The sequence below is a fragment of the Intrasporangium sp. genome (assembly GCF_051961875.1).
In the GTDB taxonomy this organism is placed as follows: Bacteria; Actinomycetota; Actinomycetes; order Actinomycetales; family Dermatophilaceae; genus Intrasporangium_A.
The window spans coordinates 1-13,550 of the sequence record NZ_JBQCCV010000164.1 but is presented as its reverse complement, the minus strand read 5'-3'; the positions used below and the strand labels follow the sequence as shown (position 1 = coordinate 13,550).

The window sequence follows — 13,550 nt, the reverse complement described above, 5'->3', positions numbered from 1 at the left end:
CCCGAGCAGGACGTCGACGGGGTCCGCATCGTGGGGTACCGGCCCTATGCACCGGGTGGCTCGGGGCTGGGTTACGTTCTCGAGTACGCCTACTCGTTCCTCGCCACTGCACGCCTCGCCCTCAGGGAGCGCCGCCGCGGCAGGTTCGACGTGATGCAGGCCTGCAACCCTCCTGACATCTTCTGGCCGTTGGCAGGGTTGATGCGACGTCTCGACGGCACCCGCTTCGTGTTCGACCACCACGATCTCTGTCCCGAGCTGTACCGATCGCGATTCCCCAACGGCTCCCGACTGCCCCACCGTGCCCTGCTCTTGCTGGAGCGAGCCACCTTCAGGACCGCCGACCGCGTCACCTCCACCAATGCCTCGTACGCCGAGATCGCCGCCACCCGTGGGGGGAAGGCGCCCGAGCACGTCACAGTGGTCCGGACGGGTCCAGACGTGGACCGGTTGAAGCGCCGGGAGCCCAGTCCGGCCCTACGTCGGGGCCGCGACCACCTGGTGGCCTATCTCGGCGTCATGGGACCCCAGGACGGAGTCGACGTCGTCCTCGGGGCGGCGGACATCATCGTCAACTCGATGGGCCGTCGGGACATCTCGTTCACCCTCATGGGTACGGGCGACCATCGGCCGCATCTGCTCGCCGAACGTGAACGACTCGGCCTGCAGGACTTCGTGGACATGCCCGGTCGGGTGTCCGACGAGACGATGGCAGAGGTCCTCTCCACCGCCGATATCGGCCTCTCGCCCGACCCCCTCAATCCTCTCAACGACGTCTCGACCATGAACAAGACGATGGAGTACATGGCGTTCGGGCTGCCGGTCGTCGCCTTCGACCTCAAAGAGACACGCGTGTCCGCGCAGGAGGCGGCTCGTTACGTCACTCCCAATGTCATCGAGGAGTACGCCCGCGCCATCGTCGAGCTCGTGGACGACCCTGCGACCAGGTCGGAGATGGCGCGGTTCGGCAGGCAGCGAGTCGAGCAGCACCTGGCGTGGTCTCACCAGCAGGTCGGCTACCAGGCAGTTTTCGACGAGCTGGTCGGGCTGGGCGCCGCGATGCGTGCTCGTTCACTGCCGGGGTTGCAAGCTGTCGCCTCGGTCCGCCTGGCACGTGGGAGGTCGCGCTGATGTGCGGGATCGCCGGTGCCTTCCAGCAGCCGGATGGAAAGGTCCTCGTCACGGTGATGACCGACCGGCTGGCCCACCGCGGTCCCGACGCCAACGGCGTCGTGGAGCTCGTGGCCCCCGACAGCGCGGTCGTCCTGGGACACCGCCGGCTGTCGATCATCGACCTGTCGGCGGCCGCGGACCAACCCTTCGCGAAGGGCGGCTTGACGATCGTCTACAACGGCGAGATCTACAACCACCACGAGGTCCGTAAGGACCTCGAGTCGCGAGGCGTGCGGTTCACCACCCGATCCGACACGGAGGTCCTGCTCGAGGCGTGGCGGGCGTGGGGCGCATCGGCGCTGCCTCGGCTGAGAGGAATGTTCGCCTTCGCGATCCACGACGAACACACGGGCAGCATCACGCTGGCCCGCGACCCGTTCGGCATCAAGCCCCTCTACGCCATGCCTCGCGGAGACGGCGTCATCTTCGCGTCCGAGCTCAAGGCGATCCTGGCTGCGGTCGGTAGCGAGCTGACGGTGAACCCAGCCGCGATGGTGGCCTCGGCTCTCTACTACTGGCTCCCTCAGGAGTTCGACGCCGTACGGGGGGTGCAGAAGGTGCCTCCGGGGACCTGGCGCCAGTACCACCGCGACGGGACCATGACGGCTGGCTCGTACTGGGATGCTGCCGCAGAGGCGGACCGGGCATCGAACGACGATCCGGCTGACCTCCGCGAGGTCCTCATGAAGTCGGTCGAGGCTCACCTCGTCTCCGACGTACCCGTCGCGAGCTTCCTCAGCGGTGGGCTCGACTCGAGCCTCATCACCGCGCTCGCACATCGGCTCGACCCGTCGATCGAGGCCTACACCATCGTGTTCCGGCCCGAGGACCAGGCCCTGGAGGCGATGCCGGACGATGCGCCATACGCCAGGCTCGTCGCGAAGCGCCTGGGCATGCGGCTGCACGAGATCGAGCTGCACCCCGACGTCGTCGAGATGCTGCCCCGAATGGTCGACATCCTCGACGAGCCGATCGGGGACCCGGCGGCGATCAACACCCTGCTCATGTGCCAGGCGGCTCGCCAGGCCGGGGTCAAGGTCCTGCTCTCCGGGATGGGCGCCGACGAGCTGTTCGGCGGATACCGCAAGCACCGGGCGATGCTGCTGGCCGCGCGTTACGGCAGAGTGCCCCACCTCATCCGGGCGGGGCTCGTCGAGCCCGTCGTGGGGGCGCTTCCGGTCGCGGTCGGTGGGCGAGGCCTGCGAACGGTGCGCTGGGCCAAACGGTTCCTCACCTTCGCCGAGCTGCCGGAGGAGGAGGCGTTCCGTCGGAGCTACACGCTCTACGACCGGAACGAGCTCGTGGCGCTGCTCGACCCCGCTCTCGCACCCCATGTCGACGAGGTCATCGAACACCACCGCCTGGTCTACGAGGACAGCCGGCTCCCCGATGTGGTCAGCCGGATGTGCCTAGCCGACGCGCGGATGTTCATGTCAGGCCTCAATCTCACGTATACCGACCGGGCCAGCATGGCTGCCTCCACGGAGGTGCGGGTTCCGTTTGTCGACCCCGTCGTATTCCGTGCCGCCTTCGGGCTGCCGGCCCCGGAGCGGATCCGTGGGCGCGAACAGAAGGCGGCCCTTCGGGACGTCGCCCGGGAGTGGCTTCCGCCCGAGATCACCCACCGCGCCAAGGCCAGCTTCGGTGCCCCCCTGCGCTCATGGGTGGCCATGGACCTGCGGGAGCTCGTCGACGACGTCCTGCTGCGCGGTGAGCTCGTGGCATCGGGCTTCCTGCTGGACGACCCGCTCCGTCGTCTGGTGGACGACCATCGCGCCGGACGCCGCGACGAGGCCAAGCAGGTCTGGCAGCTGCTCAGCCTCGAGCTGTGGTACCGCAACGCCAGGAGTGCAGGAGTGGCGGCAGCGTGATGAGGAAGGGCACCAAGACGCCAGGGGGACGGGATCTCAGATGAAGCAGGTTGCACAGAACTATCGCACCGGGGAGCTCGCGGTGCTCGAGGTACCACCGCCGGCCTGCCGGGCCGGGGGCGTACTCGTCCGAACCCTCTACTCCCTGATCTCCACGGGCACGGAGCTGATGAAGGTGACCGAGGCGCGACTCTCACTCCTGGGCAAGGCGCGGGCCCGGCCGGACCAGGTGAGGAAGGTGCTCGACTCGGTCGCCCAGCAAGGCCCCGTCGCCACTTACAAGAAGGCCATCTCGACGCTCGACAGCTATACCCCGTTGGGCTACTCGCTCTGCGGCGTCGTGGTCGAAGTCGGCGCCGGCGCGGAGGAGTTCGCGGTGGGTGACCTCGTCGCCGCTGCGGGGAACGACTTCGCACTCCATGCGGAGCTGAACTGGGTTCCCATCAACCTCTGCGTGCCCGTGCCGCAGGGTGTGGCTGCTCAGCACGCGGCGTTCGCCACGGTCGGCGCCATCGCGATGCAGGGGGTGCGTCGGGGGGAGCCGCAGCTCGGTGAGGTGGCCTGCGTGATCGGGCTCGGCCTGGTCGGGCAGCTCACGGTCCGCCTCCTCATCGCCTCCGGCGTCCGGGTCGTCGGTATCGACACCGTGCCGGAACGGTGTCGGTTGGCGGAGGCGGCCGGAGCGGTTGCGTGCGCCGGGCCAGATCCCGAGGGAACGGCCCACGTCGAACAAGCGCTCAGCGCCGTGTCGGGCGGGCTGGGCGCGGACCAGGTGTACCTCGCCGCGGGCGGGGACACGAACGGTCCTGTCGAGCTGGCAGCCCGGCTCGCCAGGGACCGAGCGCGAGTGGTCGACATCGGCAAGACACGGCTGGACCTGCCGTGGAATGCCTACTACGAGAAGGAGATCGACGTCCGCTTTTCGCGGTCGTACGGCCCGGGTCGGTACGACGACAGATACGAGCTGGAGGGGATCGACTACCCCGCGGGCTACGTACGCTGGACGGAGCGACGCAACCTCACGTGTTTCCTCGACCTGCTTGGCAGCGGCGACATCGAGGTCGCCTCGCTCGTCTCCGGCACCACTGCCATCTCGGAGGCGCCGGACATCTACGGAGGCCTGCGCGAGCGGAGGCTCCACGGGGTGGGATACCTGTTCGAGTATCCGCCTCCGTCGGCGGACCTTCCTGGGGACCTCCCTGCGGACCCCGACGGCGCGATCCCCGCCGAGAGGAACGGTGCCCGTCTCGCACAGGGCCACACGGGAGCCATGCTGTCCGACAGGGCAGTCGGGGCTCGGTCGCCCGAGGCGACATCGGCACCGGCCCGTCACCCGCGGACCGAGCAGGCGCTGGGAGTGGGCTTCATCGGCGCCGGTAGCTATGCCACGTCGATGCTGCTGCCGCATCTGGTCCGGGAGCCAAGGGTGCAACTGTCATCGGTTGCCACCACACGCCCCCTCTCCGCCGTCAATGCACAGCGGAAGTTCGGCTTCGAGCGTGTCACCACTGACCCGGACGACATCCTCAGCGACCCTGCCATCGACGCCGTCTTCGTGGTGACTCGGCACCACTCGCACGCCGACTTCGTCTGCCGGGCGCTCCAGGCCGGCAAGGCGGTGTTCGTCGAGAAGCCCCTGGCATTGACTCACGGTGAGGTCGACCGAATTGCCGAGACCGTGCGGATGACCGGGAACGACCGGGTGATGGTCGGGTTCAACCGGCGGTTCGCGCCCCTCTTCTCAGAGCTACGAGGGAACTTCGGCTCTGCCTCAGAACCGATGACCCTCCGGTACCTCGTCAACGCCGGCCGCCTCGACGCTTCGAGCTGGTACCTCAACGAAGACCTCGAGGGATCGCGATTCCTTGGTGAGGGCGGCCATTTCATCGACGTCCTCACCGCGTGGACCGGGGCACTCCCGGTCGACGTGACTGCCCACGAGACCTCGAACGGGCAGGGTCTTCACGTTCTCCTGAGGTATGCGGACGGATCCCTCGGAGCGATCAGCTACCTGACCGACGGCAGCCGCAAGTTCCCGAAGGAGACTCTCGACATCACTGGGAGCGGTCGGACCGCACGGCTCGACAACTTCACCAGGGCAACCGTCTGGAACCCCACGGGCAAGACAGTCAAGCGGTCCCTCAAGGGTCCGGACAAGGGACAGCGTGCCGAGCTCGAAGGCTTCGTCGTAGCCATCAGGGAAGGCGCCCCGATGCCCATCGACCTCGGTTCGATCCTCTCGACGACGCGAGCAACGATCGCTGTCGGCGACAGCCTCGCATCGGGGCGGCCGGTCATCCTATGAGCAGATCCGCGAGCTGGTACTTCCGGCGACTGCGCCGGATGCCGCCGAGCGAGATAGCCGCCCGAGTCACGGATCGGGCGCGACAGCTGGCGTGGGCCCGCCGGCAGGTGACAATCGGGGACGCCGAGTCGCCGATCCCAGGACTCCTGCAGAACCGAACCTTCGTCGCGACCTTCCCGGAGGGGAGCGAGCCGCAGGTCCGCGGGCCCGACCGAGATGCGCTGATCACCGCCGCCGATCGCCTGCTCGCCGGGGAGTGGACCGTGCTCGGTCGACGAAGGCCCGACATCGCCTCGCCGGACTGGTTCCTCGACCCTGTCACGGGTCGCAGCGCACCGTCCTCGCTCTACGCGTTCCACATCGACCACCGTGACGAGAACGTGACGGGGAACGTCAAGTCTGTGTGGGAGCTCTCCCGTCACCACCACCTGACGCTGCTGGCGGCTGCGTGGCGCCTCACCGGGGACGACCGGTATGCGGAAGCGGTCGCGGAACAGCTCAGTTCCTGGTGGGCGCTCAACCCCTTCCTCTCGGGCGTGCACTGGACCAGCGGCATCGAGCTGGGCATTCGCCTCACCAGCTGGGTGTGGGTCCGTCGCCTGCTGGACGGCTGGCCTGGTGCCCCTGCACTCTTCGAGGCGAATCCTGCGGCGCTGCGGCAGATCCGCTGGCATCAGGAGTATCTGGCCGCCTTCCGCAGCCGCGGCTCCTCTGCCAACAACCACCTCGTCGCCGAAGCCTGTGGCCGGCTGGTCGCGGCCTGCGCATTCCCCTGGTATGCGGAGAGCGAACGATGGCGGAGGGAGGCGGCCGCCGAGCTCGAGCAGGGGCTCGCGGCCAACACCTTTCCCAGCGGCGTCAACCGGGAGCTTGCGACTGACTATCACAGGTTCGTGACCGAGCTCGGCCTGCTGGCCCTGGTCGAGGCCGACCTCGCCCAGCACCGGCTGAGCCGGTCGACCGACTACCTGCTCGCGTGCTCCCTCGATGCAGCCGCGGCCCTCCTCGACGGAGCCGGACGCGCTCCGCGACAGGGCGACGGCGACGAGGGGCGAGGGATCCTCCTCGACCCGCCGGACCTGGATCCCTGGACGACACTCCTGTCAACCGGCGCTGCCGTCTTCGGGGCGATGGCATGGTGGCCTCGAACAGAGCCGAGGATCGCGAGCCACTTCATCGGCGCCCTTGCCACGCGGCCGAGGGTCTCGGGGCGCGCGACGGAGGCCCCCAGGACGTTTCCGGATGCAGGCATCCACCTGTTGCGGTCGGCCTCCCGCGACGGACCGGAGCTCTGGTGCCGCTGTGACGGGGGGCCACACGGGTTCCTGTCCATCGCCGCCCACGGCCACGCCGACGCACTCTCTGTGGAGGTGCGCCACGGCTCGGTCGACGTCTTCGCCGACCCGGGGACGTACTGCTACCACGGCGAGCCCGAGTGGCGCAGCTACTTCCGCTCGACCCGGGCCCACAACACGGTGGAGGTCGACGGGACGAGCCAGTCCGTTGAAGGGGGGCCGTTTCTCTGGAGCACGCACACCGACGGGGTCATCGATCAGACGAACGGTCATCCGACGGGCATCCAGGCATGGTCGGCACACCACACCGGCTATGCCCGACTGGACCCCGCCCTGCGTCACAGCAGGCAGGTGATCCTCGACGCCGAGGCGGAGGAGCTCAGCGTCGTGGACGTGCTCCAGGGATCGCGGCCACACTCGGCCCGCCTCGCCTGGCACCTGGGCCCGCAGGTGTCGGCAACGTTGTGTGGCACCGTGGCGCACCTGTCCTGGCCGTGCCCCAGAGGAGTCCAGCATGCTCTCGTCCGGCTGCCGGACGGACTCGAGTGGGCGGCATTCCGTGGCGAGACGACGCCGATCATCGGCTGGTACTCGCCAGAGTTCGGCAAGCGTGTTCCCAGCACCACACTGCTCGGGACGGGAACCTGGACCGGGACCCTGACCCTGCGCACCCTCCTCCAGCTCTGCCCGGCAGACGACGCGTCGGCTGCCCGCGCGCGAACACCAGTGGAGGCCGCCTCCGGCGAGCTCTTCCTCGGTCACCGCAGACCACACCCTGGGGAGGGACCATGAGCGAACAGATCGTAGACCTCCGGTCCGTGTCCGCCATTCTTCGGCGGCACGCCCGTGCCATCGCAGTGGCGGCGGCTGTCGGCGCCCTCGCGGGAGGAGCCGTCACCTGGCGCCTGCCGCCGGAGTACCGAAGCACGAGCGTCGTCCTGTTCCCGGCCACGAACACCGGGACCAGCGCATCGGGGGACTCGCACACGATCGACACCCAGATCCAGATCGCCCTGAGCGATGCCGTGCTCGGACGGGCAGGGGCATCCCTCGGGCAGCACCTGAGCGCGGCTCAGGTGGCGGAGCGGGTGGACATCGCCGCCCCGACGCCCGACGTGCTGACCATTACGGCCACCGGGGTCTCGCCCGGCGAAGCAGAAGCGCTGGCCGGCGCCGTCGCGAGCGCCGACGTCGGGTACCTCCGGGAGGCGGCCAACACCCTGACGAGGGAGCAACGCACGGCGCTCGCCGATCGTGCGACGACCCTCAAGGACAGCCTGGAGGCTGTCCGTACCGAGCTGACGAAGACGACCAACCGACTCAAGACCGAGAGCCCGACCGAGACCGCCGGTCGGGCGGACGCAGCAGCACTCGCCCAGCTGACGGCTCGCGAGGCAGACCTGGTGCTCCAGGCCGACGCGGTCCAGAAGGAGATCGCCAGTGGCGCTCAGGCCGCTGACGGTGGCTCGGGCGACAGCACAGCCTCGGTCTTGCAGCAGGCTTCGCCCGCCGTGAGCCTGCCGATGACCGTCCGCGCGGCCACGTACTCGGCCGCGGGCGGGGCAACCCTCGCCATCGCCCTGGCCGCCATCCTGGTCATTCGGGGACGCAAGGAGCGCGTGCTCCGCTCCCGGGACCAGATCGCGGACAGCATCGGGGTCCCCGTCGTGGCATCCGTCCAGACCAGATCACCGCGTTCGGCCGCAGCATGGGAGAGCTTGCTCGCGGGCTATCGGCCGGACGGCGTCGAGAAGTGGACTCTGCGCCAGCTGGTCCGGCTCGTCACTCCGGGGACGTCGGAGAGCCTCGCCGGACCACGTCACGGGCTCCGGCGAGCTGGCCTGCTCGCGGGCGAGACGCCGCGGTCCACCACCGTCGTGGTTCTGATCCTGTCCGACGATGTGCCCGCGTTGTCCGTCGGGCCGCAGCTGGCGTCGTTCACGGCGAGTACGGGCGCCGAGACCCACCTGGTCGTCGGGCCCCAGCCACACCAGTCCGCCAACGCGCTCCAGGCCGCCTGTGCGCGGATCGGGCCGGACCGTCAGCTGCGACCCGGACTCTTCATCGAAAGCCATGCGGATGTCCACTTCACCGGGGACCTGGTGATCCATCTGGTCCCGATGGATCGTCAGCGGCCAGAGCCCCGCCTGGATGCCGCGGACGGCGTCGTGACGCTGCTCGCGGTCTCGTCCGGCGCAGCCAGCGCAGATGACCTCGCGCGGGCGGCGCTGGCTGCCGATGATGCCCGGCATCCACTCGACGGGATCATCGTCGCGAACCCCGATCCGCTCGACCGGACGACCGGGCGGCTTCTGCCCAGCCAGCGCGCGAACGTGGCCCCTCTTCCGTCCTTGATGACCGGCTCGCACCGTCCCGGCGAACTGGCGGCGCCCGCACTCCGCGGGAGGCAGAAGTGATCGACCTCAGCTGGACCATCGACGACGATGGTGACGCGGAGCTGACGGGCGCCCCGCGGCCACTGCTCAGTACATGGCACTACCTGCGGAACGCGCTGCGGCGACAGCGGCGTACCTGGGTGGGCCTGACCATCCTGGGCTTCGCGCTGGCGGTCGGCGGCGTTGCCCTGATGCCTCCCGGGAGCAGCGGGACGGTGACGCTCCTCATGGCGCACCCTGCGAACATCGAGGGGCCGGAAGGTATCGCGATGGACCTCAGCCTGCTCAGCACCCGCGCGGTCGCCGAGAGGACGGTGCGCAGCCTCGGTCTCGCCATGTCGCCTGAGGAGTTCGAGTCGCTGGTGAGCGCCCAGGCCGTCACGGGCCACATCGTCACCGTCAACGTCTCAGCTCCGGACGACCGGTCGGCGCTGACCCGCACGCAGACGCTCGTGAGCGAGTACCTCGCCTTCCGGGCCAGCCAGCTGCAGTCCCTGACGTCTGGACTCGTGACCGGCTACCGGACCCGGATCGCCGGCATGGAGCAACAGGTCAAGGGCCTCACCACGCAGTACAACGAGCTGACTGCACATGGTGGGGCCCTCGAGAGCCAGGCCTTCGAGGTCCTTGCTCGACGCACCGAGCTGAACTCGCAGATCACGGCGATGCAGCAGTCGATCGAGGACGCGACGCTGCAGACCGCAGCTGCGATCGACTCAACTCACGTGATCGACCCTCCGCATGCAGAGCGATCATCGGTGAAGCGGGCGCTGGCCCTGGCGGGCGCCTCCGGCCTTATCGGAGGCGGAGCCCTCGGCATTGGGTTCGTGCTCTTCAGGGCGTTGGTCTCGGACCGATTGCGTCGCCGACAGGACGTCAGTCTGGCCCTCGCTGCACCCGTCAGGTTCAGCGTCCGGTCACAGGGGCCTCGAGAGGGTGCCTCGTGGACGAGGCTGTCGCCCCGACGGCGCGGCCCGTTGCGTTGCCGAGACCTCGAGACGTTGGTGCTGGGCCTCGAGTCGGCGCTGGGACCGCCCGTTGCCACCGAGGTGTTCTCCCTGGCGGCCGCACCGAGAAGTCCGCGGCCCACGGACCTAAAGGGTTCGAGCACAGGCTCGACGGGGCCCGGTCGGGAACCGCCGCTACCCGCTGTCCCACGCGGATCGCTTTCAGGCGTGGCGGAGTCACGGGCAGAAGGGGCGCTGCAGCCCTCGGCGGGCCGCTCTCAGCCTGACATCCAGCCCGGGGAGCAACGGGGAACGGACTCACTCGGAGCTTCCGGCCTGGACCGGGCCCAGGCGGTCAACGGGCAGGGTGGCCGCGCGAGCGTTGCCTTGGCGGCGATCGGTAATGCCTCCGCCGCGAGCGAGATCATCGGTCAGGTGGCGGCTCGTCTTCGGGATCGGGGACTGAGGGTGTTTCTCGTGGATCTCAGCGCCTCTGGGATCCTCGCCAGTAGTGCCTCACGATCCCGCCACTCCTCGACCGGTCAATCGACAGAAGTCCTGCGGCCGACGGGGGCGCCCGAGTTCGCATGGGGGCCGCTTCGCTCGAGGTCACATGTGTTCAGGGACCTTTCGGGCGATGAGTGGGGGGCGGCATGGGAGGAGGCGGACGTCGTCCTCGCACTCGTGGAGGTCGATCCAGGGATCGACGTGGACAACCTGGCGTCCTGGGTCCGTCGCGTGGTGCCTCTCGTCAGCGCGGGGCGGTCCACGGCTGAGCTGCTCGAGACGACAGGCGAACTGGTGCGGGCGGCGGGCCTCGCCTTGCCCTTCGCGATGATGTTGGGCTGCGACTCCACCGACGAGAGCCTCGGTCTCGTCGCGCCGTCAGCAGGTGAGGCCGTGCAAGCGAGGCCGCAGTGACCCTGGGGCTACAGACGCGCCAGCGGGGCGTCGAGTTCGGTGGTGCGTTGCCGCTGCGGACGACAGCTGGCAAGGTTCCGAAGCTGGTGCTGCTGGCGTGGGCAGCACTGTTCTTCAATGTCCTCACGCCGTCGGGGGGCTCGACGCTCCTGCCCCTCCCGTCGAGTGTCACGCAGGCGACGGCCCAGGGCTCGCTTCTCGTCGCGCTCATCCTCGCGCTGCTCGCCAACCCCAGGAGGGTCATCCGCCCAACCTTGTTCCTCGCACTGCTCTCCTCGATGGCGATTGCCGGCCTCGGCGTGAGCCTGCACAGCCAGTTCCCCGTCGGGTCGTCGTATCGCGCAGTGCGCCTGGCCGGGTTCGTCATCTGCCTTTGGCTCCTCACGCCCTGGTGGGGCCGTCACGACCTCGTTCTGCTCCGCATCCATCGTCTGTGCCAGTGGGCGATCCTCGCCTCCGTCGTGCTCGGAGCCGCCGTCGCACCCGGCAAGGCATTCGCCGCCGAGGGGCGACTCGGTGGCACCCTCTGGCCGGTCCCTCCGACCCAGGTCGCCCACTACAGCGCCGTCCTTCTCGGCACTTCGGCGATCCTGTGGATGTGCAGGGTCATCACAGGGCGCCACGCGGTTCTGTCCGTCGTCGTGACTGCGGTGATCCTGCTTGCCACGCACACCCGGACGGCATTGCTCGGGCTCGTCGTCGGTATGGCTCTCGCCAGTGCCAGCCTCTTCCTGGGACACGCGCGGGTGCGCCGGGCAACAGTCATGGCCCTGGCTGTCGGTCTCGCCGGAGCGACCCTCTTTGCCCGCCAGATCGGGGACTGGCTGTCGCGTGGCCAATCCGCCCAGGACGCTGCCCAGCTGACCGGACGCACCAAGGTCTGGTCCGCAGTCTCCGAGTCGAGTCGCCCCTTCTTCACCGAGCTCTTCGGCCACGGGCTCTCCAACAAGTCCTTCGACGGCCTGCCCGTCGACAGCGGTTGGGTGGCCACCTATCTGGACCTCGGATGGGTGGGAGTGGCCATCCAGGTGAGTTTCCTCCTGATCCTCTTCGTCATGGCGCTGACTCACGTCCGGGGCCCCCGCCGAGCCGTGGCGCTCTTCCTGATCGTCTACTGCGTGGTCGCCTCCGTCACGGAGACGGGCCTTGGCGACGCCTCGCCCTACCTGCTGGATCTTGTGGTCGCCGCATCGCTCCTTGTCGCCGCCCCTCGAGGCACGCGGTGAGGTGTCGCTGATGCGTGCAATGGCCAGCACGGTCGGGATGTCCCGAATATCCCACTCGTGCAAGTGCTTCCGCGGATTCTGAGGGTTGAAGAGGGCGGCGGGACTTGCCCAAAACGCCTCCTCGGAGCAGTGGCCCTACCTACCATTGTCGTGTCAGTCCACGGTGGCGCTCTGCGCGAACCGGCCTCGGGGGAGGCAACGGACCTGACAGCCCTGAGGGGGAAGGACCGGGCATGAGTTGTCTTGTGGTGGAGTGGACGGCGGGAGCGCGGTGTCAGCTTCCAGCTGGCCCGGGCGGCAGTCGCAGCCTCCGGCGGCGAGAGAGTTGACGGCAGTGGCGAGGCGGGGCGTGCTACTGGACCGTGACGGCACGATCATCGCCGACAGCGGTTATGTCGGAGCCGTCGAAGACGTCGAGTTCCTGGACGGTGCCATCGCGGCGATCGCGCGGCTCAATGCCGCCGGCCTCCCGGTCGCCGTGGTGACCAACCAGGCGGGTGTCGCCCGCGGTTTCTATGAGCTCGCCGACGTGGATCTGGTGCACAAGCACATGTCCGCCGAGATGGCGTCGCGGGGCGCTCATGTGGACGCGTGGTACTTCTGCCCGTACCACCCCGACGGAGTCGTGGCGCCGTTTGCGAGGGCCAGCTCCGATCGCAAACCGCTTCCGGGCATGGCCGTCGCCGCGGCTGCCGCGCTCGACCTCGACCTGTCCAGATCGTGGGTGATCGGCGATCAGGACGCCGACGTCGGCCTAGCGAGGTCCGTGGGGGCGCGCCCGTTCCTCATCACGAGCGGTACGAGGCCCGCGGACCCGGATGTCACCGTCGTGCCGGATCTCGCGGCAGCGGTCGATGCCATCCTGGCCGAGCAGCTGCCACCGACCACGACGCAGCCATCGTCGCCTTCGACCGGGTGCGCCTTCCCGCTGAGCCAGTATCCCTACGCCGGGCCCTTCGCCTCGGACTACGCGAGCGAGCTGGCGCTCGCCCTGGCCTCCGTCGATCAGGGGCAGGTCGAGGCGGCCGCGCGGCTCCTCGATGCCGCCTACGAGCGCGGCGCCACCGTGTTCACCTGCGGAAACGGCGGGTCGGCGTCCATCGCGAACCACTTCCAGTGTGACCACGTCAAGGGTGTGCGGATCGGCACCGGGCTCCTGACCCACGTCCAGAGCCTGAGCGCCAACATGGAGATTGTCAGCGCGATCGCCAACGACAACGGTTACGAGTACGTCTTCGACTTCCAACTGGAGTCGCAGGCTCGTCCCGGTGACGTGCTCGTGGCCGTGTCCTCGTCTGGCCGTTCGCCGAACATCGTCCGTGCGCTGGAGTGGTGCGCGGCCCACGGGGTCGAGACCATTGCCCTCACCGGTTTCTCGGGTTCGCCGGCCCGTGACCTGGCCACCGTCTCGATCCA

8 protein-coding genes are annotated in these 13,550 nt (G+C 69.0%); all 8 read left to right on the top strand.

The window, feature by feature from the left end; all coding sequences use genetic code 11:
* The coding region (locus ACTHJJ_RS09945) for a glycosyltransferase family 4 protein (RefSeq protein ID WP_440302783.1) at positions 1-1,131 on the top strand (1,131 nt) is incomplete at its 5' end.
* Positions 1,131-3,044: an asparagine synthase (glutamine-hydrolyzing) gene (gene asnB, locus ACTHJJ_RS09940; protein WP_440302782.1), complete on the top strand. Its 1,914-nt coding sequence runs from the start codon at positions 1,131-1,133 to the stop codon at positions 3,042-3,044. The genes ACTHJJ_RS09945 and asnB, both read left to right, overlap by 1 nt.
* Positions 3,045-3,084: 40 nt before the next feature.
* Complete coding sequence (locus tag ACTHJJ_RS09935; protein ID WP_440302781.1) at positions 3,085-5,349, top strand: bi-domain-containing oxidoreductase; 2,265 nt, start codon at positions 3,085-3,087, stop codon at positions 5,347-5,349.
* Entirely contained in the window at positions 5,346-7,436 is a 2,091-nt protein-coding gene (locus tag ACTHJJ_RS09930) for an alginate lyase family protein (protein WP_440302780.1), read from the top strand. The genes ACTHJJ_RS09935 and ACTHJJ_RS09930 overlap by 4 nt, the downstream gene beginning before the upstream one ends.
* Entirely contained in the window at positions 7,433-9,061 is a 1,629-nt protein-coding gene (locus tag ACTHJJ_RS09925; RefSeq protein ID WP_440302779.1) for a Wzz/FepE/Etk N-terminal domain-containing protein, read from the top strand. Before ACTHJJ_RS09930 ends, ACTHJJ_RS09925 begins: the two co-directional genes overlap by 4 nt.
* Entirely contained in the window at positions 9,058-10,908 is a 1,851-nt protein-coding gene (locus tag ACTHJJ_RS09920) for a hypothetical protein (RefSeq protein ID WP_440302778.1), read from the top strand. The genes ACTHJJ_RS09925 and ACTHJJ_RS09920 overlap by 4 nt, the downstream gene beginning before the upstream one ends.
* An 86-nt stretch (positions 10,909-10,994) precedes the next feature.
* Positions 10,995-12,134: a hypothetical protein gene (locus ACTHJJ_RS09915; protein ID WP_440302777.1), complete on the top strand. Its 1,140-nt coding sequence runs from the start codon at positions 10,995-10,997 to the stop codon at positions 12,132-12,134.
* 349 nt (positions 12,135-12,483) lie between these two features.
* Positions 12,484-13,550, top strand: a 1,067-nt coding sequence (locus tag ACTHJJ_RS09910; protein ID WP_440302776.1) for an HAD-IIIA family hydrolase, incomplete at its 3' end; no start/stop codon positions are given.

Bases quoted from the DNA above. Each gene is read 5' to 3' on its own strand.
- asnB (WP_440302782.1), top strand. From the start codon at position 1,131: ATGTGCGGGATCGCCGGTGCCTTCCAGCAGCCGGATGGAAAGGTCCTC.
- ACTHJJ_RS09930 (WP_440302780.1), top strand. From the start codon at position 5,346: ATGAGCAGATCCGCGAGCTGGTACTTCCGGCGACTGCGCCGGATGCCG.
- ACTHJJ_RS09935 (WP_440302781.1), top strand. From the start codon at position 3,085: ATGAAGCAGGTTGCACAGAACTATCGCACCGGGGAGCTCGCGGTGCTC.
- ACTHJJ_RS09925 (WP_440302779.1), top strand. From the start codon at position 7,433: ATGAGCGAACAGATCGTAGACCTCCGGTCCGTGTCCGCCATTCTTCGG.